A 22,594-nucleotide genomic window follows, 5' to 3' on the forward strand; every position below is an offset into this window, starting at 1 on the left:
GATGAGCACCACTTCGAAAACCACCCCCGGTACCGACCCCGGCGAGCGGCCGAAGGCCGACGGCGGCGACCAGGACCTCGGCGCCGCGGGCTCCCAGCTCTCCACCGCCCCCGCGGAGGAGGCCCCGAACCTCCCCTCGCTCGGCGTGACCGGCTGGGCCCGCTGGTTCTGGCGCCAGCTCACCTCGATGCGCGTCGCGCTGCTCCTGCTCCTGCTGCTGTCCCTGGGCGCGATCCCCGGGTCGCTGATCCCGCAGGACGGCGTCGACGCCATGAAGGTCGAGGAGTTCCGTACCGACCACGACCTCCTCGCCCCGGTCTACGACAAGCTCGGGCTCTTCCACGTCTACAGCTCGGTGTGGTTCTCCGCGATCTACATCCTGCTGTTCGTCTCCCTCATCGGCTGCATCGTCCCGCGCACCTGGCAGTTCGTCGGCCAGCTCCGCGGCCGTCCGCCCCGCGCCCCCCGGCGCCTGGACCGGCTGCCCGCGTACACCACCTGGCGCACCGCAGCCGAGCCCGAGGAGGTCCGCGAGGCCGCGCTGAAGCTGCTGAAGAAGCGCCGCTTCCGCGCCGACGCCGCCGGTGACGCCGTCGCGGCCGAGAAGGGCTACCTGCGGGAGGTCGGCAACCTCGCCTTCCATATCGCGCTGATCGTGCTGCTGATCGCCTTCGCCTGGGGCCAGCTCTTCAAGTACGAGGGCAACAAGCTGATCCTGGAGGGCGACGGCTTCGCCAACACCCTCACCCAGTACGACGACTTCAAGTCCGGGAACCTCTTCGACCCGGACGACGACCTGTCCCCCTTCAGCTTCAACCTGAAGGACTTCCACGGCACCTACGAGGCCACCGGCCCCAACCGCGGCACCCCGCGGATCTACGAGGCCAAGGTCACCTACAGCGAGGGTGCCGACGGCGCCGAGCAGTCGAAGACCATCAAGGTCAACGAGCCGCTGAACGTCGACGGCTCCAAGGTGTACCTCGTCAGCCACGGCTACGCCCCCATCCTCACCGTCAAGGACGCCAAGGGCGACGTGGTGATGGACAAGCAGGCGGTGGCCCTGCTGCCGCTGGACGGCAACGTCACCTCCTCCGGCGCCGTCAAGGTCATGGACGGCTACCGCAACGCCGAGGGGGAGAAGGAACAGCTCGGCTTCAACGCGTTCTTCCTGCCGACCTACGGCGGCAAGGGCAGCGGCATGCAGTCCACCTTCCCCGCCCTGGTCAACCCGATGCTCGCGCTCTCCGCCTACCACGGCGACCTCGGCGTGGACTCGGGCATCCCGCAGAGCATCTACCAGCTCGACAAGAGCAACCTGGACGAGTTCAAGGGCTCCGACGGCAAGCTGTTCAAGCAGCAGCTCAAGGTCGGCGACACCATGAACCTCCCGAACGGCGCCGGCTCCGTCACCTTCAACGGCGTCCAGGAGTGGGCCGGCTTCCAGGTCACGCAGCAGCCCGGCAGCGGCTGGGCGCTCGGCGGCGCCGTCGTCGCCATCTTCGGCCTGGCCGGGTCCCTGTTCATCCAGCGCCGCCGCGTCTGGTTGCGGGCCGTGCGGGGCGCCGACGGCGTCACCGTCGTGGAGATGGCCGGCCTCGGCCGCAGCGAGTCCGCGAAGGTCCCCGCGGAGCTCGGCGACCTCGCCGGGGTCCTGTACGACCGGGCGCCCGCCGCGCCCGAGAACCCCGAGAACCCCGCCACCTCCGAATCCTCCGACACCCACGCCGTCACTGCCGAAGGGGCTGAGAAGAAGTGAATCTCGCCGCCGCGACCAACGAGCATCTCGCGAACGTCAGCAACACGCTGATCTACTCCGCGATGGCCGTCTACACCCTGGCCTTCTTCGCGTACATCGCCGAGTGGCTCTTCGGCAGCCGCAGCAAGGTCGGCCGTACCGCCGCCGCGCTCACGGCCGACGCCGCCACCAAGGCCGCGTCCGGTCCGGCCGTCACCGTGAAGAAGGCCGGCGGCACCGCCGTACTGGAACGGCCGCAGGTCGTGGTGCGCTCCGCCGCCGGCTCACGCGACGTGCCCGACGGGCCCGGCGCGCACGGCGGCACGGAGAAGGGCGACCTCTACGGACGGATCGCCGTCTCCCTCACCGTCCTCGCCTTCGCCATCGAGGCGGGCGGCGTGGTCGCCCGCGCCCTGTCGGTGCGGCGGGCGCCGTGGGGCAACATGTACGAGTTCAACCTCACCCTCACGACGGTCGCCGTCGCCGTGTACCTCGTGCTGCTCGCCCTGCGGAAGAACATCCGCTGGCTCGGCCTGCCGCTGGCCACCACCGTCCTGCTCGACCTCGGCCTCGCCGTCACGGTCCTCTACACGGCCAGCGACCAGCTGGTGCCCGCCCTCCACTCGTACTGGCTGTACATCCACGTCTCGACCGCCATCTTCTGCGGCGCGGTCTTCTACGTCGGCGCGGTCGGCACGCTCCTGTACCTCTTCAAGGACAACTTCGAGAGCAAGCTCGCCTCCGGCGGCAGCCCCGGGCGCTTCGCCAGCTCCGTCCTGGACCGGCTGCCCTCCGCCGCCTCCCTCGACAAGTTCGCCTACCGCGTCAACGCCGCCGTCTTCCCGCTGTGGACGTTCACGATCATCGCGGGCGCGATCTGGGCGGGCGACGCCTGGGGCCGGTACTGGGGCTGGGACCCCAAGGAGACCTGGTCCTTCATCACCTGGGTCGCCTACGCCGGCTACCTGCACGCCCGCGCCACCGCGGGCTGGAAGGGACGCAAGGCCGCCTACCTGGCCCTCATCGCCTTCGCCTGCTGGCTGTTCAACTACTACGGCGTCAACATCTTCGTCTCCGGCAAGCACTCCTACGCGGACGTGGGCCTGGGCGCCCTCCAGTCGGTCGGCTTCTGAACCGGCCCGCCCCCTACTGCGGGACGTCACCGCGGGCGACGCCCGTGACGACGTCCCGCAGCCGTTCGACGTACAGCCGCAGGTTCTTGTGGGCGACGTCGGTGTCGGGGTAGCGGCTGGCGAACCACAGGCCCTCCGGGAGCCGGGTGACCCAGGCGCACACCTGGTCGCCGTAGGAGACCCGCAGCAGCGCGTACGCCGTCAGGTCCGGCCAGCTGTCGGCGCCGGGGACGCCGCGGGCGTCGACGTACGACACGATCGAGTACAGGTCGGGCGAGGTCGGCCGGAAGTCGGTGCCGAGCAGGCGCAGCACGCGGTCGATCGGCATCCGGGACAGCCGCCGGTTGGCCTGGAGTTCGGCGCGGACGGTGCGCAGCGCACCGGGGAAGTCGCGGGCCCGGTCCGCCGGGACCTCGATCGGCGCGCCGCCCACGTACCAGCCGACGGACTCCGCCCACTGGGACCGCGACCGGGTGTGGAAGGGCACCACGGTGCGGTAGACGGGCTCGCCGCCGATCTCGTGGACGATCAGCGCGGTCGCGGCCAGCACACCGACGAGGCTGCCGCCGTACGGACGGCAGTACGCCTCGAACGCGGCGGCGTCGGCGGCGTCCACCAACGGCTCGCGCAGCAGCCGCTGTTCGGGCAGCGCGCCGCCGGGCCGGACACCGAGGTCGACGGGGAAGGACGGCAGCCGTCCGTCGCACCGCCGGATGAACTCCCGCCAGCGGGCGACGATGTCGTGGCCGCCGTCGATCCGGTCCGCGTCCGCCCGCTCGGCCTCGCAGAAGTCGACGTAGGAGCCGACCCGCGGCGGCGGCACGGTCCGCCCCGCGACGCCGGCCGCGTACAGCTCGCCGACCTCGGCGGGGATGCGGTAGAGGGAGTAGGCGTCGACGTTGCTGTGGTCGAAGGCCATGTAGACGCTGACGCCGTCGTCGCGGACGACCGCCGTGTAGATGAGGTTGGGCCAGCGCAGCGCGTCCGCGACGCGGTCGAAGCGGTCCTGGAGGTGGCGGGCCAGCCGTTCGGCGTCCGGGAAGTCGCCGACGTCCTCGCGGTGCAGGGTCACGGCGTCCGCGTCGAGCGTGAACCGCCGCATCACCTCGCCGCGCTCACCGCTCCACCGGAAGCCGCTGCGCAGCGTCTCGTGCCGCAGGGTCCAGGCCCGCAGCGCCTCCTGGAGCACGCCGAGGTCGACCGGGCCCGGGATGTCGAAGGCCGCGCCGAGCCAGGTCGGCACGAACAGGCCGTCCTCGCGCACCGACCGGGCCGTGCGGATGTGCGACTCCTGGATGTACGCGGGCGGCCGCGTGTCCTCGGGCAGCGCGGCCGCGATGTCGAGCGTCCTGGGGCTGAGCGTCCACTCGACGAGGCGCCCGGGCCGGATCTCGCAGCGCTGGATGTCGGTCATTCGCACGAGGGGGTCTCCGTTCGCAGGTGTACAGACCCGACCAAGACAATGCCGTCGCGGCGGCCCCGTACCTGGTGTGTGGACACTCTTCAACGGAACGGATGGCCTCTCGAACGGTGGTGCGGTGGCCGCGGTCGGCTCCCGGCTCCGGGCCGGGACTGGTGATTCACGCGATGCGGCGGACGCGGCCGGGCGCCGACACTGCGGGTGACCCAGCCGTCGCTCGATCCGCTGTCGGAGGTACCGATGTCCGGTCCGCTCACGAAACGTGCCGCGCGCACGCCGCGCCGCCGGCGCCCACCATGGACGCGCCGCTTACGAGGTGTGCTCTCAGGCGCCCTCATGCTGTCGGCCGCGGGCCTGGCGGTGACGCCGGTCACGCCCGCCGCGGCTGCCGACACGCCGACCGTCACCACCCGCTACGGGCAGCTGCGGGGCACCGCCGGCCAGACCGCCGACGACTACCTCGGCATCCCGTACGCCGCTCCGCCCGTGGGCGGCCTGCGCTGGAAGCCGCCCGCGGCACCCGGCCACTGGTCCGGCGTCCGTGACGCCACGCGCCCCGGAAACCCCTGCATGCAGACGGGCTCCTCCACCCCCTGGGGCGACCTGGCCGGCCCCGGCACCCCCAGCGAGGACTGCCTCTACCTCAACGTCCACACGCCCGCCGAGCGCTCGCTGCGCGACCGGCCCGTCATGGTCTGGCTCCACGGCGGCGGATTCACCATCGGCTCCGGCACCTTCTACGACGGCGGCAAGCTGGCCGCCCGGGGCGACGTGGTCGTCGTCACCCTCAACTACCGGCTCGGTGCCTTCGGTTACCTCGCCCACCCCGGCCTTGCCGGGGAATCGCCGGAGGGCGTCTCCGGTAACTACGGCCTGCTCGACCAGCAGGCGGCTCTGCGCTGGGTACGGCAGAACATCGCGGCGTTCGGCGGCGACCCTGGGAACGTCACGGTCTTCGGCGAGTCCGCGGGCGGCGGCAGCGTCTGCCAGCACCTCGTCTCCCCGCGCGCGACCGGCCTCTTCGACCGCGCCGTCGCCCAGTCGGGCTGCGGCTTCCCCTTGCCCACCCAGGAGTCGCAGCAGCGCACCGGAGCCTCCTGGGCCGACTCCCTGGGCTGCGCCGACGTGGCCTGCCTGCGTGCGAAGCCCGCCGGTGAACTGCTCTCCGCCGCGCAGAGCCCCACCGCACGCTGGGTCCCCAACGTCGACGGCCGCATCCTGCCCCTCCAGATCACCGACGCGCTGGAACAGGGCCGCTTCCACCACGTCCCCGTCCTCCAGGGAACCACCGCCGACGAGGGCCGCCTCACCGTGGCCTCCACCTACGACCTGGCCGGCCGCCGGCTCACCCCGGCCGGATACCCGGTGGCCGTCCGCGCCCTGTACGGCGACCGTGCCGACGCGATCCTCGCCCGCTACCCGCTGTCGGACCACGGCAGCCCCGCCGAAGCCCTGGGGGCGATCCTCACCGACTCCCAGTTCGCCTGCCCGCAGTCCCGCACGGCCGAGCTGATGGCCGACCACACCCGCTCCTACCAGTACGAGTTCGCCGACCGCGGTGCCATGGACCATCTGAACCTGCCGGTCGGCTTCCCGCTCGGCGCCCCGCACGGATCGGAGATCCGGTACGTCTTCGGCGGTGTCTCGGGCACCCCCGCCCAGAACGCCCTGGCGGACAGGATGCTCGCCTACTGGACCAACTTCGCGCACACCGGAGTCCCGTACGCGGTGGGCGCCCCGCGCTGGCACCAGTACCCGAAGGTGCAGGTGCTCGCCCCCGAAGCGATCACGGCGTCGACGACCTTCCCGCAGGACCACGAGTGCGACCTGTGGCTGCCGTCGGACCACGCGGACCGGACGGGCGCCTGACCGGCCCCGGCACCCCGGGGACCGCGAAGCAGCACCGTCGGCGCGGGTGCCGGGTCTCCCGGGTGGGCCCGCGCCGCCTTCCTCCGCCTCCTCCGGGTCCCACGCGGCCCGGGGGAGGCACCGCGGTCGCCCTCGCCGGTGATCGGCCCGACCACCACGACGCGCACCGGCGGCGCATCCGGCGCCGGACAAGGACCTGACGGCGAGGAGCCTCAGGCGTCGTCGCGCCTGCCGCCCCTGCGGTCCTCGTCGTCCTCGGGGCCGCCCTCGCCCCGGTCCTGCTCGTCGTCCTTGCCCAGCGACTTCAGGAACTCCGGGTTGTCGTCCGGCGCCACCCACTGCCGGCGTCCGCCGCCCTGCCAGGACGACGCGCCGGCCGGCTGCCGCTTCTTGCCGGCGATGATCCACGAGATCGAGCCGACCAGCGGGAAGAGCAGCACGAGGATCGCCCACAGCGGCTTGGGCATGTGGCGGATGTCGGCGTCCTTCGTGCTGATGCAGTCGATGAACGCGTAGACGCTCAACGCCAGTGGCACGAGGAACATCAGCACCCGGAGCATGGGGCCTCTCCAGCGGGAAGCTAGGGGGTGGGGACGCGTCAGGGCCCCCAGGTACAGGGCCAGGGTAGCCGCTCGGGGATACTGGACGGCATGGCTTACGACGATCTTCGCTCCCTGCTCAGGGCGCTGGAGCGCGAGGGCGACCTCAAGCGCATCAAGGCCGAGGTGGACCCGTACCTGGAGGTCGGGGAGATCGTCGACCGGGTGAACAAGGCGGGCGGCCCGGCGCTGCTCTTCGAGAACGTGAAGGGCTCCGACCTGCCCCTCGCGATGAACGTCTTCGGCACCGACCGGCGCCTCCTCAAGGCCCTCGGACTCACGTCGTACTCCGACATCTCGGACAAGATCGGCGGACTGCTCCGCCCCGAGCTGCCCCAGGGCTTCGTCGGCGTGCGCGAGGCCTTCGGCAAGCTCGGCGCGATGACGCACGTACCGCCGAAGAAGGTCAAGGCGGGCAGCGCGCCCGTCCAGGAGGTCGTCCTCACCGGCGACGACGTGGACCTGGACCGGCTCCCCGCGCTCTTCACCTGGCCGGACGACGGCGGCTCCTTCTTCAACCTGGGCCTCACCCACACCAAGGACCCCGAGACCGGCATCCGCAACCTCGGCCTGTACCGGCTCCAGCGCCACGACCGGCGCACCATCGGCATGCACTGGCAGATCCACAAGGACAGCCGCAACCACTACCAGGTCGCCGCCCGCCGCGGCGAGCGCCTGCCGGTCGCGATCGCCTTCGGCTGCCCGCCGGCCGTGACCTACGCCTCCACCGCGCCGCTCCCCGGCGACATCGACGAGTACCTCTTCGCGGGCTTCCTCCAGGGCAAGCGGATCGAGATGGTCGACTGCAGGACGGTCCCGCTCCAGGTCCCCGCGCAGGCCGAGGTGGTGATCGAGGGCTGGCTGGAGCCCGGCGAGATGCTCCCCGAGGGCCCCTTCGGCGACCACACCGGCTTCTACACCCCGCAGGAGCCCTTCCCCGCCCTGAAGATCGACTGCGTGACGATGCGGAAGCGCCCGCTGCTCCAGTCGATCGTGGTCGGCCGGCCCCCGACGGAGGACGGCCCCCTGGGGAGGGCCACGGAGCGCTTCTTCCTCCCGCTCCTCAAGATCATCGTCCCGGACATCGTGGACTACCACCTGCCCGAGGCCGGCGGTTTCCACAACTGCGCGATCGTCTCGATCGACAAGAAGTACCCCAAGCACGCCCAGAAGGTCATGCACGCCGTCTGGGGCGCGCACATGATGTCCCTGACCAAGCTGATCGTGGTCGTCGACTCCGACTGCGACGTCCACGACCTGCACGAGGTCGCCTGGCGGGCGCTCGGCAACACCGACTACGCCCGCGACCTCACCGTCGTCGAAGGCCCGGTCGACCACCTCGACCACGCCTCGTACCAGCAGTTCTGGGGCGGCAAGGCGGGCATCGACGCCACGAAGAAGCTGCCCGAGGAGGGCTACACGCGCGACGGGGGCTGGCCGGACATGGTGCTGTCCGACCCGGATACGGCGGCGAAGGTCGACCGCCGCTGGAAGGAGTACGGACTGTGACCTCGGCTTCCGCCGCCCTGCCCCAGCAGCCGGGGCGCACCAAGGCGTTCCTGCGCCTGGTGATGATCGAGCACTCGGTGTTCGCGCTGCCCTTCGCCTACATCGCCGCGCTGACCGCGATGTACAGGTGGGACGAGAACATCCACTGGGGCCGGCTCCTGCTGGTCACCGTCGCCATGGTCGGTCTGCGCACCTTCGCGATGGCGGTCAACCGGATCATCGACCGCGAGATCGACGCCCGCAACCCGCGCACCGCCCACCGCGAACTGGTCACCGGCGCCATGTCGGTCAGGCACGCCTGGACCGGCGCCCTGGTCGCCCTCGTCGTCTTCCTCGGTGCGGCGGCCCTGCTCAACCCGCTCTGCCTGGCCCTGGCTCCCGTCGCGGTGATCCCGATGGTGGTCTACCCGTACGGCAAGCGGTTCACGAACTTCCCGCAGGCGATCCTCGGTCTCGCCCAGGCGATGGGCCCGATCGGCGGCTGGCTGGCGATCAGCGGCGAGTGGTCCTGGGAGGCCGTGATCCTCGGCCTCGCGGTGGGCATCTGGATCGGCGGCTTCGACCTGATCTACGCCTGCCAGGACGTCGAGACCGACCGTGAGGTCGGCGTCCGCTCGGTCCCCGCCCGCTTCGGCGTCCCGGCCGCGATCCGGGGCGCCCGCGCCTGCCACACGGTGACCACGGCCCTGTTCGTCTGGTACGCCCTCGCCACCGACGCCGGCGCGTTCTTCTGGTTCGGCCTGGTGATCGTCGCGGGCGCCTTCCTCTACGAGCACAGCATCGTGCGCCCCACCGACCTGTCCCGTCTCAACAGGGCGTTCTTCAGCGTCAACGGCTTCATCGGCATCGCCTTGTTCGTGTGCGCGCTGCTGGATCTGCTCGTACGGGGCCTCACCGTCTGAAAACCCTGACCCTGCGACTAGGCTCGGCATCATGAAGCCAGGACAGACGCAGCGCGTGCCTTGGATCGTGGGGGTGTCCGGGGCGTCCGGCACCCCGTACGCCGCCGCCGTGCTGCGTGCGCTGCTCGCCGCCGGCGAGAGCGTCGACCTGGTGGTCAGCCGGGCCTCGCGGCTCACCCTGCTCGACGAGACCGGCATCCCCTTCCGCGACGCCCACTGGCAGCACGACCTGCGTGCCTGGCTGGCCCGCGGAGCCGACGGAAAGCCCGGCACGTTCGACGCGGACGTCTCCGCCGTACGGCACTGGAGCGCGGGCGACCTCGCCGCCGGGCCGTCCTCTGGGTCGTACCCGACGAAGGGCATGCTGATCGTGCCCGCGTCCACCGCCTGCGTGGCCGGTGTCGCGCTCGGGCTCTCGAAGGACCTGCTGCAGCGCACCGCGAGCGTGACCCTCAAGGAGCGCCGCCGGCTCGTCGTGGCCGTACGGGAGACCCCGCTGGACGGCCGGACACTGCGGCACCTGGTGACCCTGGACGACGCGGGCGCGGCCGTGGTGCCCGCCTCCCCGGCGTTCTACGCGGGGGCGACGCACATCCAGGACCTGGTGGACTTCGTCGCGGGCCGCGTCCTCGACGCGGCGGGTGTCGGGCACGACCTCTACCGCCGCTGGCACGGCGACCTCGGCGGGGCCCGCCCCACCGGCTGAGCGGCGCCGGAGCAGCACCTCCCCCACATGTTTGTGACCCCCACGGTTGTTACCCACATCTTCAGAATTCCTCAGTGGAAGGCTTCGATCGCATGGACGCGGTGGACAGGCAGCTCATCCAGGCCCTGAGGGAGAACGGCCGGGCCTCCTACGCGGAGCTGGGGCGCCTGGTCGGACTCTCCGGACCCAGCGTCACCGACCGCATCAACCGGCTGGAGGCGGCCGGCGTCATCACGGGCTACCGGGCCACCGTCGACGCCGCCTCGCTCGGTCTCGGCGTCACCGCCCTCATCGGCGTCCAGCTCTCCGACGCCGCCGACCACGAGGACGTCGCTCAGCGCCTCAAGGAGCTGCGGGAGATCGAGGACTGCTGGTTCATCGCCGGCGACGACTCCTACATGCTCAAGGTGCGCGCCGCCGACGTGGACGGCCTGGAGAGCATCATCCGGCGGCTGTCGGGCACCAAGGGCGTGTCCAGGACCCGTACCACCATCGTCCTCTCCACCAAGTGGGAGAACCGGGTGGGCGAGCTGCCGGAAGAGGAACAGTAGCCGGGGCGTACGGTTGTCGAGTTCGTCTGAGAAAGAGGTATCGCATGGACGCCGGGCTCAAGCGCGAGCTGGAGGAGAAGGTCCGTTCCGGTGAGCGGCTGACTCGTGAGGACGGCATCGCGCTGTACGAGTCGGACGATCTCGCCTGGCTCGGCGGCCTCGCGCACGAGGTGCGGACGCGGAAGAACGGTGACGTCGTCCACTTCAACGTCAACCGTCACCTGAACATGACCAACGTGTGCACGGCGTCGTGCGCCTACTGCTCCTTCCAGCGCAAGCCGGGGGAGAAGGACGCGTACACGATGCGGATCGAGGAGGCGGTGAAGCTCGCCAAGGCGATGGAGGGGGAGAACCTCACCGAGCTGCACATCGTCAACGGCCTGCACCCCAACCTGCCCTGGCGCTACTACCCGCGCTCGCTGCGGGAGCTGAAGGCGGCGCTGCCCGAGGTGTCGCTGAAGGCGTTCACCGCCACGGAGATCCACCACTTCGAGACGATCTCCGGGATGTCCGCGAGCGACATCCTGGACGAGCTGATCGACGCCGGCCTGGAGTCCCTCACCGGCGGTGGCGCCGAGATCTTCGACTGGGAGGTGCGGCAGCACATCGTCGACCACCGCACCCACTGGGAGGACTGGTCGCGCATCCACCGCCTGGCGCACGAGAAGGGCCTGAAGACCCCGTGCACCATGCTCTACGGCCATATCGAGGAACCCCGCCACCGCGTGGACCACGTGCTGCGCCTGCGTGAGCTGCAGGACGAGACGAACGGCTTCCAGGTCTTCATCCCGCTGCGCTACCAGCACGACTTCGTGGACATGAAGGACGGCAAGGTCCGCAACCGGCTCCAGGCGCGCACGCAGATGGCGACCGGCGCGGAGGCGCTGAAGACGTTCGCGGTCTCGCGGCTGCTGTTCGACAACGTGCCGCACGTGAAGGTGTTCTGGGTGATGCACGGCGTCCAGACCGCGCAGCTCGCCCTCCAGCACGGCGCGGACGACATGGACGGCTCGGTCGTCGAGTACAAGATCACGCACGACGCGGACGACTTCGGCACGCCGAACAAGCTGACGCGCGAGGACCTGCTGGACCTGATCCGCGACGCCGGGTTCCGGCCGGTGGAGCGCAACACGCGCTACGAGATCCTGCGCGAGTACGACGGTCCCGACCCGGCGCGCCGGGAGTCGCCGCAGCCGATGCGGGTCTGAGTCTCCGGCTGTTCTCCAGGTGCGGGTGGTTCATGGCTGGTCGCGCAGTTCCCCGCGCCCCTCAGGGCATGCCCCGACGCCTGCTGACAGGCGCCGTGACTGTACCGACCCGGGGGCGCGGGGAACTGCGCGACCGACCCCCGCTCAGCCGCACCCCGCATGGGTCCGCACAGCCCGCCGCGGGTACCCGCACCCCATGGCCACCGAGGACGACTGCACCGCACAACCCTTCGTGCCCGACCGCGGCGGCCTTCCCGCCCTGCGCCGGGCGGCGGCCGAGTGCAGGGGCTGCCCCCTGCACCGGGACGCCACGCAGACGGTCTTCGGCGCCGGCAAGGCGTCCGCCCGCGTCATGCTCGTCGGCGAGCAGCCCGGCGACCAGGAGGACCGGCAGGGCAAGCCGTTCGTCGGCCCCGCCGGGCACCTCCTCGACCGGGCGCTGGCGGAAGCCGGCCTGGACCCGGCGGACGCGTACGTGACCAACGCCGTCAAGCACTTCAAGTTCACCCGGGCCGAACCCGGCAAGCGCCGTATCCACAAGGCGCCCACCCTGCGCGAGGCGGCCGCCTGCGGCCCCTGGCTGGCCGCCGAGCTGGACCGGGTGGAGCCCGAGCTGATCGTGGTGCTGGGCGCCACGGCCGGCAAGGCGCTGCTCGGCTCGTCGTTCCGCGTCACGCGGGTGCGCGGCACGGTGCTGGAGGAGGAGATCCACGGGCACCCGCGGAGCCTGGTGCCGACCGTCCACCCCTCGGCGGTGCTGCGGGCCGACGACCGGGAGGGGGCCTACCGGGGACTGGTCTCCGACCTGGAAGTCGCCGCACGCGCACTCGGGTAATGATTACCATGGTCGAGTGTCCCTTACTTTCACCTTCGATCCGGCCGTCACCCCCGACCTCCGCGACGGCGTCCTCGACCTGTGGACCGACGTCACCAACGCCGGCGGCTCCGTGGGCTTCGTGCCGCCGGTGACGCGCGAGGACATCCGCCCCGAGCTGGTCAAACACCTGGTCGGCATGGCCGAGGGCCGGACCCGCCTGCTCGTCGGCCACGACGAGGACGGACAGGTGGCCGCCACCGCGTTCCTCGCCCTCAACACCCACCGGCTGATGCGGCACTGGCTGTGGCTCTACACGGTCATGGTCCACCCGCGCCACCAGGGCCGGGGCTACGGACGGGACCTGATGGCCGCCGCCGCGGACGCCGCCCGCACCGTGGAAGGCATCGAGGCGGTCAGGCTCACCTGCCGGGGCGGGCTCGGCCTGGAGCGGTTCTACGCCTCCTGCGGATACAAGGAGGTCGGCCGGGTCCCCGGCGCCATCCGCGTCGCCCCCGGCGACGACCGGGACGACGTCTTCATGCTCCTCCCGCTGGCCTGACACCCTCGCCCGGCCCGACCCCCCCTGCAAGATCGCCGGTCCGGCATGTTTCACTGGACAGTGCCTCTTTGTGCCAGAAACGGAAGAGTGGATTGAGATGCTCCGCTACACGCTGATGCGCCTCGGCATCTTCGCAGGCTGCCTCGTGGTCGTCTGGGGCCTCGTCTACGCCGGAGTGTTCCCGCGCGGCCTCGGCGACTCCAACGGCATGTGGATCCTCCTGCTCTCCCTGCTGATCTCCGCCCCCATCAGCTTCATCGCGCTGCGCAAGGAGCGGGACCGCGCCTCGGTGCAGGTCGCGGGCCGCGTCACCCGCATGAAGGCCAACCTGGAGGCCAGCCGCGGCCAGGAGGACACCGCCGACGACACCGCACGGGCGCAGGGCCAGACCTCGTAACGTCCGTCACGCACCCGCACGCCCCGGCTTCCGAATTCACCGGAAACCGGGGCGCTTTGCGTTTTGCGGGCAGGAGCGCGCTCCCGCCTCTCAAAGTATGGCTTTGAGTGTCTCAAAGCATGGGTGTTAAAGTCGTGTGCATGAAGCAAGCAGCCGCGCCCACCACACCACAGCGCCTCGCGCTCGTGGCGCGCCTGCACGTGGACCTCTGCCGGTGCGCGTCCGCGAACTGTCGCCCCTGACGTTCCCCCTCGCCAGTCGTCCCCACGTCAGCTCAGCGCGTCCCATCCCGCGTCCCGTCCCCTTACGGAGCATGTCCGTGTCTTCACCGTCCCCGGAGTCGACGTCCTCGTCGGCGTCGTCGCCGTCCTTCGCGAAGTACCTCAAGGTGCCCTTCTGGGCCCAGATACTCGCCGGCCTCGTCCTCGGCGTCCTGCTGGGCTGGCTGGCCCGCAGCCAGGACATATCGTGGCTGGTCACCACCCTGGAGAAGGTCGGTGACACGTTCATCGGCCTGCTGAAGCTGGCCGTCGCGCCCCTGGTCTTCTTCGCGATCCTCGTCTCGATCACCAACCTGCGGAAGGTCAACAACGCGGCCCGCCTCGCGTCCCGCACCCTCCTCTGGTTCATGATCACGTCGCTGATCGCGGTGGCCATCGGCCTCGTCATCGGCCTGGTCACCAACCCCGGCGCCGGCACCGGCCTCACCCCGGCCGACGGCGCCAAGCCCGAGCACACCGGTTCCTGGATCGACTTCCTGACCGGCATCGTGCCGACCGACGTCATCACGCCGTTCACCGAGCTGAACGTCCTGCAGATCGTCTTCATGGCCGCCGTCGCCGGCATCGCCGCCCTCCAGCTCGGCGAGAAGGCCCAGCCGATCCTGAACCTGAGCGAGTCGATCCTCGAACTCCTCCAGAAGGCCCTGTGGTGGGTCATCCGCCTCGCCCCGCTCGGCACCGTCGGCCTCATCGGCAACGCCATCGCCACCTACGGCTGGGACCTGATCGGCAAGTACGCCACCTTCACCGCCGACATCTACGTCGGCTGCGCCCTGGTGATGTTCGTGGTCTACCCGACGCTGCTCGCCACCGTCGCCAAGGCCAGCCCGCTGCAGTTCTTCAAGGGCGCCTGGCCCGCCATCCAGCTGGCCTTCGTCTCCCGCTCCTCGGTCGGCACCATGCCGCTGACCCAGAAGGTCACCGAGCGCCTCGGCGTCCCGAAGGAGTACGCGTCCTTCGCCGTGCCGTTCGGCGCGACGACCAAGATGGACGGCTGCGCCGCGATCTACCCGGCGATCGCCGCGATCTTCGTCGCGCAGATCTTCAACATCGACCTGGGTGTCGGCGACTACCTGCTGATCGCCTTCGTCTCGGTGGTCGGCTCCGCCGCCACGGCCGGCCTCACCGGCGCCACGGTCATGCTGACCCTGACCCTCTCCACCCTGGGACTCCCCATGGAGGGCGTCGGTCTCCTCCTCGCCATCGACCCGATCCTGGACATGATGCGGACGGCGACGAACGTCGCGGGCCAAGCCCTCGTCCCGGTCATCGTCTCGGCCCGCGAGGGGCTGCTCGACCGCAAGGCGTACGACGAGGCGCACGCCTCGCCGATCGACGAGCCGGAGCGGGAGAAGCGAGACGCGGAGCCGGTTGCGGCCGCCGCCTGACCGTCCGGTCCTGGGCGCTGACGTCCCGAACATCTCCGCACGGACCGTACGCTGATTCGCATGGGTGCAGGGAAGACCAAGCGGATGCCGCGTGCGGTCCGTGAGCAGCAGATGCTGGACGCCGCCGTGAGCGTCTTCGGACGGCGTGGGTACATGGCGGCGTCGATGGACGAGATCGCCGAACTGGCGGGCGTGTCCAAGCCGCTGGTGTACCTGTACCTGAACTCGAAGGACGACCTCTTCAGCGCCTGCATCCACCGCGAGGCCCGCGCCCTCACCGAGGCGGTGCGGGCCGGCGTGCGTCCGGGGCTCTCCGCCGACGGGCAACTCTGGTCGGGGCTGCGGGCGTTCTTCACCCACACCGCGCGGCACCCGGACGCCTGGCGGGTGCTGCACCTGCACGCCCGTACCCACGGCGAGCGGTTCGCGGCCGAGGTGGCGGCGATGCGCGAGGAGATCGTCGCGTTCGTGACGCAGCTGATCGCCGCCGCGGCGCGCGCCGCGCACCGGGACCCGCACCTGCCCGAGGGCGAGGTCGCCGGGCTGGCCGAGGCGCTGGTCGGGGCCGCGGAGTCGCTCGCCGACTGGGCGGGTGCCACCGAGGGCGTCACCGCCAAGCAGGCGGCGGCGACCCTGATGAACTTCGCCTGGGCCGGCCTGGGCGACCTGATGGCGGGGCGGCCGTGGTCGCCGCCGGAGGAGCCCGGGGCGGGAGCGGCGGACCAGGTGCTGCCGGTTCAGGCCGGGTAGGGCCGGACCTCGCCGGACAGGTGCAGCCGCCGCCCCTCGTCGCCGCGCAGCTCGAACCGTCCGCTCCCGCCCGCGTCGTCGGTGCCGGCGCCGTACGTCACCGTGCCCGGCAGCAGCACCGGTGCCAGGAACCGTGCCCGCACCACGGCCGCGTCCGGTGTCCCGTGCTCGGCGAGGCACCGGGCGACGGTCCACATGCCGTGCGCGATGGCCCGCGGGAAGCCGAAGAGGCGGGCGGTGAGCGGGTGCAGGTGGATCGGGTTGCGGTCCCCGGAGGCGGCGCCGTAGCGCCGGCCCACGTCCCCGGCGAGGCGCCACCGGGCGCGGACGGGGAGGGGGCCGGTCGCAGTGGCGTCCGCGCCCTGCGGGGTGGCGGTGGTGCCCTGCGGGTTGGCGGTGGTGCGGTGGCGGGCCAGGTAGGTGCTGCGGGACTCCCACACCAGGTCCGCGCCGGTACGCAGCTGTGTGACCATCGACGCCTCGGTGCCGCGCCGGTGCGGGGCCAGCCCCTCGACGTGCACGGAGAGTTCGTACGCGGCGGTCGCGGGCACGGCCGCCCGCCGGGTGATGTCGATGGACGTGTGGACCAGTCCGAGCAGGGGCAGCGGGAAGGCCCGGGCGCTCATCAGGCGCATGGCCAGCGGGAAGCCCAGCACGTGGGGGTAGGTCGGCGGAAGCGCGTCCGCGCCGGTCGGGAAGCCGCACACCCGCTCGTAGGCCGCCAGCCGCGCGAGGTCCACGCGCAGGCCGGGCACGACGAGGCGGGTGCGGGGGAAGTCCGCGTCGGGGCGGGGGCGCTTGAGGGGTGACAGCAGCGCGCCGCGGGCGAGCAGCGGTGCGAGGGCGGGGACGCCGGACAGCGTGGTGGTCGCGGCGGCGGAGGGGGTGGAGGGGCTCGTGGCGGTCATCACGCCCCCAGCAGGCTCTGGCCGCAGACCCGTACGACCTGGCCGTTGACCGCGCCGGAGGCCGGGTGCGCGAGCCAGGCGGTCGTCTCGGCGACGTCCACCGGCAGCCCGCCCTGGGCGAGGGAGTTCATGCGGCGCCCGGCCTCGCGGATGAAGAGGGGGACCGCCGCCGTCATCTTCGTCTCGATGAATCCCGGTGCCACCGCGTTCACCGTCACCCCGTGCTCCGCGAGGGCGCGCGGAGCCAGCGAGCGGACCAGGCCGACGATGCCGGCCTTGCTCGCGCCGTAGTTGGTCTGCCCCGCGTTGCCCGCGAGTCCGGCGATGGAGGCCGTCGCCACGATCCGGCCGTCCCGGTTGACCGTGCCCGCCGCGAGCAGCGCGTCCGTGGTGCGCAGGACGCTCGCGAGGTTGACGTCGAGGACGGAACTCCAGCGGTCGGCGGGCATGTTGACCAGGCGCCGGTCGCGGGTGACGCCGGCGTTGTGGATGAGGACGTCGAGTCCGCCGGGCAGTGCGGCGGCGATGCGCTCGCCCGCGTCGGCGGCGGTGATGTCGAGTGCGAGGGCGGTGCCGCCGAGGCGTTCGGCGGCCCGGCGTGCGGCGTCCTCGGCCTGCGGCACGTCCAGAACGACGACGTGGGCGCCCTGCCCGGCCAGCGTCTCGGCGACCGCCGCGCCGATGCCCCGCGCGGCGCCGGTGACCAGGGCGGTGCGCCCGGCGAGCGGCAGTGCCCAGTCGTCGGGTGCGGTGTCCCCGCCCGCCCTGCCGACCTCGATCACCTGGCCGCTGACGTAGGCGGAGGCGGGGGAGAGGAGGAAGCGGAGGGTGGACTCGGCGGGCGCGGCGTCGGTGAGCCGGACGAGGTTGACGGTCCTGCCCCGGCCGATCTCCTTGCCGAGCGAGCGGGTGAAGCCCTCCAACGCCTGCTGGGCGGCGGCCTGGTGGTGGTCGTCCGGGTCGGGCGGGGCGCCGAGCACCACCACGCGGCCGCTCGCGGCGACGGAGCGGACGACGGGGTGCAGTGCGCCGTGCACCTGGGCGAGCGCCTCGACGTCCCGTACGCCGGTGGCGTCCAGGACGACGGCGGCCGGCCGCCCGTCCTCGTCCCGGCGCAGGCCCGTGCGGGCCAGGACGGGTGCCGGGTCGAGGTCCGTCCTGCCGGCCGTGAGGTGCAGCAGGCCCCCGTCGAGCGCGTCCCGCCGCAGCGCGGCGGGTTGCGGCAGGCCGAGCCTGCGGGTGAGGAAACGTCCGGGCGCGGTGCCGGTGAAGCTGAGATAGCGGTCGGCCATGTCTGTCTCCCAGGCGGCTGCGGCGTCTCCAGAGACGGTCCTGCCCACAATTGCTTACTCTGGAGTAAGGTTACCGGAGGTAAGCCTATGTCACGGGTGAGGAGCAGGTCGAGATGAGCCCTCTGGCACCGCGGCCCACGCGCCGCGTCGCGGTCCTCGACGGCGCGCGTATCCCCTTCGCGCGCTCCGACGGTCCGTACGCCACCGCGTCCAACCAGGAGATGCTCACCGCCGCCCTCGACGGGCTGGTCGGGCGCCACGGCCTCCAGGAGCCGGGCGCGGTCGGCGAGTTCGTGGCCGGCGCGGTCCTCAAGCACAGCCGCGACTTCAACCTCGCCCGCGAGACGGTGCTCGGCTCGGCCCTCGACGCGCGCACCCCCGCCTACGACATCCAGCAGGCCTGCGGCACCGGTCTCCAGGCCGTGATCGCCGCCGCCAACAAGATCGCCCTCGGCCAGACCGAGTCGGCGATCGCGGGCGGCGCCGACACCGCGAGCGACGCCCCGCTCGGCGTCAACGACCGGCTGCGCCGCATCCTGCTGGAGGCCCGCCGGGCGAAGACCGCCGGAGGCAGGCTCAGGGCGCTGGCCAAGGTCCGCCCGGCACACCTGGTCCCCGACATCCCGCGCAACGCCGAACCGCGCACCGGCCTGTCGATGGGCGAGCACGCCGCGGTGACGGCGCGCGCCTGGGACATCTCCCGTGCGGACCAGGACGCGTTGGCCGCCGCGAGCCACCAGCGACTGGCGGCGGCGTACGAACGCGGCCTCTTCCAGGACCTGGTCATCCCCTTCCGGGGCCTGGCCCGGGACCAGAACCTGCGTCCCGGCTCGACGGTGGAGAAACTGGCCGCGCTCAAGCCGGTGTTCGGGCTCGACAACCCCGGTCCCACGATGACGGCGGGCAACTCCACGCCCCTGACGGACGGTGCGGCGACCGTGCTGCTGGCGAGCGAGGAGTGGGCCGAGGCCCGGGGCATCCGGCCCCTCGCCTACCTCACGGCGTACGAGACGGCGGCCGTGGACTTCGTCGGCGGGGACGTGGCCGGTGGCGAGGACGGGCTGCTGATGGCCCCGGCGTACGCGGTGCCGCGGATGCTGGAGCGGGCCGGGCTCGGCATCGGGGACTTCGACCTCGTCGAGATCCACGAGGCGTTCGCCTCCCAGGTGCTGGCCACGCTGGCCGCCTGGGAGAAGCGCGGCCTGGACCCGGTGGACCGCGCCCGTCTGAACGTGGCGGGCTCCTCCCTCGCCACCGGCCACCCCTTCGCCGCCACCGGCGCCCGCATCGTGGCCACGCTGGCCACCCTGCTCGCCGAGCGGGAAGGACCCGGGCGCGGTCTGATCTCCGTGTGCGCGGCGGGTGGTCAGGGCGTCACCGCCATACTGGAACGAACGTGACTTACCCTCAGGTAACCCCCAACACTGCACGCCTCCGGCGCGGGAAGATCCCGGAACGCGCACCAAGTCCCCACGCGAACACCGTACGATCCGGTCACTGACCGCCGGTAACCCCTGTCCGCGGGGCCGGCGATGAACGCCTCGGCGCGCGAGGCACGTACGTCATGCAGCAGAGCAGCGACAGCAGAAGCAGTGTCTTTGCTGCACGTCCCAGGAGCCGCCCGTGTCCACCCCGCTTCCCTCCTTCGCCGCATCCGCCGCCTACGCCGACTCGCCCGGCCCCGCCCTGGTGGCGCCCGAGACGCGGATGCTGGACGGAGCCGTACGGGAGGCGTACGTACCGCCGTTCGCGCCGCCGGTGCGCCGGGGGTCCCTCGCCGACCTGCCCTTCGACAACGCGGCGGCCGTCCCCGACCAGGTCGTCCTCAGCCGCCGCTCACCGGACGGCGACTGGTCCGAGGTGACGGCGGCCCAGTTCGCCGGGCAGGTGCTGGCGGTGGCCAAGGGCATGATCTCCGAGGGCCTCATGCCGGGCGACCGCATCGCGATCATGGCGCGGACGACGTACGAGTGGACCCTGCTGGACTTCGCCGCGTGGGCGGCCGGGCTGGTCACCGTGCCCGTCTACCCGACCTCCTCCCTCTTCCAGACCCGCTGGATCCTCCAGGACTCCGGCGCCGTCACCCTGGTCACCGAGACCACCGCGCAGGCCGCCGCCCTCGGACCCGAGCTGGACCGCATGCCCGACCTCAAGCACCTGTGGGTCATGGACAAGGGGCACGTGGAGCGGCTCGCGGAGCTGGGCGCGCGGGTACCGGACGCGGAGGTGGAGGTGCGTCGCGGCATGCTCGGCCCGAGCACGCTGGCCACCCTGATCTACACCTCCGGCACGACCGGACGCCCCAAGGGCTGCGTGCTCAGCCACGGCAACTTCTTCGCCGAGGTCGACAACGCGATCGAGCTGCTCTACCCGGTCTTCAAGGCGGAGACCGGCGAGGAGCCCTCCATCCTGCTCTTCCTGCCGATGTCCCACGTCTTCGGCCGCATGGTCGCCGTGGCCGCCGTCCGCGCCCGGGTCCGCCTCGGGCACGCGCCGAGCCTGAAGCCGAAGGACCTGCTGCCCGACCTGGCGGCCTTCCGCCCGACCTGCCTGCTGACCATCCCGTACATGCTAGAGAAGATCTTCAACAGCGCCCGAGCCAAGGCCGAGTCCGGCGGCCGTGCCGCCGCCTTCGACCGCGCGGTCTCGGTCGCGGTGCGCTACGGCGAGGCCAAGGAGGCCCGCCAGACCGGCACCGGCGGCGGCCCCGGCCGCGGCCTGAAGACCGCCCGCTCCTTCTACGACCCGCTGGTCTACCGCAAGATACGCAACGCCATGGGCGGCCGGGTCAGGTACGCCATCTGCGGCGGCTCCCCGCTCGGCCGCCGCCTGGCCGCCTTCTACGCCGGTGCCGGCATCGACATCTTCGAGGGCTACGGCCTGACCGAGACCACCGCCGCAGCCACCGTCACGCCGCCGCTCAAGCCGCGTCTGGGCACGGTCGGCTGGCCGCTGCCCGGCACCCGCATCCGCATCGCCGCCGACGGCGAGATCCTCGTCGCCGGCGAACAGGTCCTGCCCGGCTACTGGGACCCGCAGGCCGGCGGCGTCGTCCAGGCGGCACCCGACGGCTGGTTCGCCACCGGCGACCTCGGCAGCCTGGACGACGAGGGCTACCTGACGATCACCGGCCGCAAGAAGGAACTGCTGATCACCGCCGGCGGCAAGAGCGTCGCCCCCGCCCCGCTGGAGAACTGGCTGCGCTCCCACCCCCTGATCTCCCAGTGCATCGTGCTGGGCGACCGCCGCCCCTACGTCTCCGCCCTGTTCACCCTCGACCCCGACGGCCTCACCCACTGGCGCCGCATGAACGGCAAGCACCCGGTGCCGCCGGAGCTGCTGACCGACGACGAGGAGGTCCGCGCGGTGCTCCAGCGCGCGGTCGACGAGGCCAACAAGCTGGTCTCCCGTCCCGAGTCCATCCGCCGCTTCGCCGTCCTGCCCAGGGACTTCACCGAGTGGGAGGGCCACCTGACCCCCTCCATGAAGCTCCGCCGCGACGCGATCATGCGGGACTTCGCCGCGGCCGTGGAGGGGCTGTACGAGGGGCACGAGAGCGCGGGGCTCAGCGGCGGGCGATGAGGCAGGCCTGCGGGACCTGAGCCGACGCGTCCCCTTCCTGGATCCGCACCGTCCGGGACAGCACGGTGAACCCGGCCTTCTCGAGCAGCCCGGCCATCGGCTCGGGCCGCCGCCGCTCGAAGTCCAGGGCGACCGGGTGACCCCACGGCCGGTCGTGGTGGCGCGGCTCGTCGCCGACCTGGAAACCGAGCAGCAGATGCCCGCCCGGGGCCAGGACCCGCCGCACCTCCCCGAAGAGGTCCGGCAGCCGCTCCCACGGCGTGTGGATCGACGAGTACCAGGAGACGGCCCCCGCGAGGGCGCCGTCGGGCAGGTCGAGGTCCAGCATGGACCCCTGCTCGAACCGCAGCCCCGGGTTCTCCCGGCGCGCGATCGCGAGCATCGAGGCGGACAGGTCGACACCGAAGACCCGCAGGCCCAGCGAGGCGAGGTGCGCGGTGACCAGCCCGGGGCCGCAGCCCAGGTCGGCCACCTCCCCCCGGGGCCCCACCAGCTCGGCGAAGGCGCCCATCAGCGCCCGGTCCAGCGGGGCGTCGTCGAGCACGGTGCGGAAGCGGGCGTGGTAGTCCTCGGCGACGGCGTCGTAGAAGGCCCGGGTGGTGGTCACGAAGGCGGGGTCGGTGGTCATGCGCGGACCCTAGTGGCAGCCACTGACAACGGGACCGGCGGCGGGAAGTTCAACAAGGATTCACGAAAGGCAGGAGCCCCGTCGCCGAAACCGGCGCGGGGCTCCTTGGGTACTGCTGTCAATCAGACAGGAGTGACGTTCTCCGCCTGCGGACCCTTGGGGCCCTGCGTGACGTCGAAGGACACCTGCTGGTTCTCCTCGAGGGAACGGAATCCCTGAGCGTTGATCGCGGAGTAGTGGACGAAGACGTCCGGGCCGCCGCCTTCCTGGGCGATGAAACCAAAGCCCTTTTCGGCGTTGAACCACTTCACGGTTCCGGTAGCCATAAGCCCTCCTTGGGCCCAAAGGGTTGCCCTGCTC

The 22,594-nt window shown here is 71.9% G+C and carries 22 protein-coding genes; 16 read left to right on the forward strand and 6 right to left on the reverse strand.

Annotation, left to right across the window (positions count from 1 at the left end; all coding sequences use genetic code 11):
- Position 1: 1 nt before the first annotated feature.
- Together EV562_RS16255 and ccsB are read left to right on the forward strand one after the other, a co-directional pair.
- Positions 2–1,756, forward strand: coding sequence for a cytochrome c biogenesis protein ResB (locus EV562_RS16255; protein ID WP_133887538.1), 1,755 nt, complete (start codon positions 2–4; stop codon positions 1,754–1,756).
- Positions 1,753–2,868 (forward strand): c-type cytochrome biogenesis protein CcsB, encoded by a 1,116-nt coding sequence (gene ccsB, locus EV562_RS16260; protein ID WP_133887539.1) that lies wholly within the window; start codon positions 1,753–1,755, stop codon positions 2,866–2,868. The genes EV562_RS16255 and ccsB overlap by 4 nt, the downstream gene beginning before the upstream one ends.
- Before the next feature lie 13 nt (positions 2,869–2,881).
- Here the strand turns inward: ccsB and EV562_RS16265 are convergent, their stop codons facing one another.
- On the reverse strand, positions 2,882–4,288 hold the full coding sequence (locus EV562_RS16265) for a condensation domain-containing protein (protein ID WP_133887540.1): 1,407 nt from the start codon (positions 4,286–4,288) through the stop codon (positions 2,882–2,884).
- A gap of 336 nt (positions 4,289–4,624) precedes the next feature.
- On the opposite strand from EV562_RS16265, the gene EV562_RS16270 reads away from it, so the two are divergent.
- Positions 4,625–6,157 carry a carboxylesterase/lipase family protein gene (locus EV562_RS16270; RefSeq protein WP_243860069.1) on the forward strand — a complete coding sequence of 511 codons (1,533 nt, stop codon included), beginning with the start codon at positions 4,625–4,627 and terminating at the stop codon, positions 6,155–6,157.
- 212 nt (positions 6,158–6,369) lie between these two features.
- On the opposite strand, the gene EV562_RS16275 is transcribed toward EV562_RS16270, so the two are convergent.
- The gene (locus EV562_RS16275) at positions 6,370–6,717 is read right to left on the reverse strand and encodes a PLD nuclease N-terminal domain-containing protein (RefSeq protein ID WP_133887541.1); all 348 of its coding nucleotides are present in this window, start codon (positions 6,715–6,717) and stop codon (positions 6,370–6,372) included.
- Between the two features lie 90 nt (positions 6,718–6,807).
- Between EV562_RS16275 and EV562_RS16280 the strand changes: the two genes are divergently transcribed.
- From EV562_RS16280 to EV562_RS16325, 11 genes are all read left to right on the forward strand, one after another.
- Positions 6,808–8,265 (forward strand): menaquinone biosynthesis decarboxylase, encoded by a 1,458-nt coding sequence (locus EV562_RS16280; protein ID WP_133887542.1) that lies wholly within the window; start codon positions 6,808–6,810, stop codon positions 8,263–8,265.
- Positions 8,262–9,167 carry a menaquinone biosynthesis prenyltransferase MqnP gene (mqnP, locus tag EV562_RS16285; RefSeq protein WP_133887543.1) on the forward strand — a complete coding sequence of 302 codons (906 nt, stop codon included), beginning with the start codon at positions 8,262–8,264 and terminating at the stop codon, positions 9,165–9,167. The genes EV562_RS16280 and mqnP overlap by 4 nt, the downstream gene beginning before the upstream one ends.
- Positions 9,168–9,222: 55 nt before the next feature.
- Positions 9,223–9,873 (forward strand): UbiX family flavin prenyltransferase, encoded by a 651-nt coding sequence (locus EV562_RS16290; RefSeq protein ID WP_133887854.1) that lies wholly within the window; start codon positions 9,223–9,225, stop codon positions 9,871–9,873.
- A 92-nt stretch (positions 9,874–9,965) separates the two neighbouring features.
- Complete coding sequence (locus EV562_RS16295) at positions 9,966–10,424, forward strand: Lrp/AsnC family transcriptional regulator (RefSeq protein WP_133887855.1); 459 nt, start codon at positions 9,966–9,968, stop codon at positions 10,422–10,424.
- Between the two features lie 44 nt (positions 10,425–10,468).
- Entirely contained in the window at positions 10,469–11,632 is a 1,164-nt protein-coding gene (mqnE, locus tag EV562_RS16300; protein WP_133887544.1) for an aminofutalosine synthase MqnE, read from the forward strand.
- Between the two features lie 196 nt (positions 11,633–11,828).
- Positions 11,829–12,467, forward strand: coding sequence for a UdgX family uracil-DNA binding protein (locus tag EV562_RS16305; RefSeq protein WP_133887545.1), 639 nt, complete (start codon positions 11,829–11,831; stop codon positions 12,465–12,467).
- A 16-nt stretch (positions 12,468–12,483) separates the two neighbouring features.
- Entirely contained in the window at positions 12,484–13,008 is a 525-nt protein-coding gene (locus EV562_RS16310; RefSeq protein WP_133887546.1) for a GNAT family N-acetyltransferase, read from the forward strand.
- A gap of 97 nt (positions 13,009–13,105) precedes the next feature.
- Positions 13,106–13,405 (forward strand): DUF4229 domain-containing protein, encoded by a 300-nt coding sequence (locus tag EV562_RS16315; RefSeq protein ID WP_133887547.1) that lies wholly within the window; start codon positions 13,106–13,108, stop codon positions 13,403–13,405.
- 140 nt (positions 13,406–13,545) lie between these two features.
- Positions 13,546–13,647, forward strand: a complete 102-nt coding sequence (locus EV562_RS36010; RefSeq protein WP_309546884.1) for a putative leader peptide — start codon at positions 13,546–13,548, stop codon at positions 13,645–13,647.
- A 71-nt stretch (positions 13,648–13,718) separates the two neighbouring features.
- Positions 13,719–15,074 carry a dicarboxylate/amino acid:cation symporter gene (locus EV562_RS16320; RefSeq protein ID WP_133887548.1) on the forward strand — a complete coding sequence of 452 codons (1,356 nt, stop codon included), beginning with the start codon at positions 13,719–13,721 and terminating at the stop codon, positions 15,072–15,074.
- Between the two features lie 60 nt (positions 15,075–15,134).
- The gene (locus tag EV562_RS16325) at positions 15,135–15,824 is read left to right on the forward strand and encodes a TetR/AcrR family transcriptional regulator (protein WP_133887549.1); all 690 of its coding nucleotides are present in this window, start codon (positions 15,135–15,137) and stop codon (positions 15,822–15,824) included.
- Here the strand turns inward: EV562_RS16325 and EV562_RS16330 are convergent.
- Positions 15,812–16,732, reverse strand: coding sequence for a MaoC/PaaZ C-terminal domain-containing protein (locus EV562_RS16330; RefSeq protein WP_133887550.1), 921 nt, complete (start codon positions 16,730–16,732; stop codon positions 15,812–15,814). The genes EV562_RS16325 and EV562_RS16330 overlap by 13 nt on opposite strands.
- Positions 16,732–18,024: a 3-oxoacyl-ACP reductase gene (locus EV562_RS16335; protein ID WP_133887551.1), complete on the reverse strand. Its 1,293-nt coding sequence runs from the start codon at positions 18,022–18,024 to the stop codon at positions 16,732–16,734. The genes EV562_RS16330 and EV562_RS16335 overlap by 1 nt, the downstream gene beginning before the upstream one ends.
- A 113-nt stretch (positions 18,025–18,137) precedes the next feature.
- On the opposite strand from EV562_RS16335, the gene EV562_RS16340 reads away from it, so the two are divergent.
- Both EV562_RS16340 and EV562_RS16345 read left to right on the forward strand, forming a co-directional pair.
- Positions 18,138–19,424, forward strand: coding sequence for an acetyl-CoA C-acetyltransferase (locus EV562_RS16340; protein ID WP_133887552.1), 1,287 nt, complete (start codon positions 18,138–18,140; stop codon positions 19,422–19,424).
- A gap of 223 nt (positions 19,425–19,647) precedes the next feature.
- On the forward strand, positions 19,648–21,606 hold the full coding sequence (locus tag EV562_RS16345; RefSeq protein ID WP_133887553.1) for an AMP-dependent synthetase/ligase: 1,959 nt from the start codon (positions 19,648–19,650) through the stop codon (positions 21,604–21,606).
- Here the strand turns inward: EV562_RS16345 and EV562_RS16350 are convergent.
- A complete protein-coding gene (locus tag EV562_RS16350) occupies positions 21,590–22,234 on the reverse strand; it encodes a class I SAM-dependent methyltransferase (protein ID WP_133887554.1) in 645 nt (214 codons plus the stop codon). The genes EV562_RS16345 and EV562_RS16350 overlap by 17 nt on opposite strands.
- A gap of 122 nt (positions 22,235–22,356) precedes the next feature.
- The gene (locus tag EV562_RS16355) at positions 22,357–22,560 is read right to left on the reverse strand and encodes a cold-shock protein (protein WP_003974443.1); all 204 of its coding nucleotides are present in this window, start codon (positions 22,558–22,560) and stop codon (positions 22,357–22,359) included.
- Positions 22,561–22,594: the final 34 nt, after the last annotated feature.

The organism is Streptomyces sp. BK208, assembly GCF_004364245.1.
GTDB lineage: Bacteria > Actinomycetota > Actinomycetes > Streptomycetales > Streptomycetaceae > Streptomyces.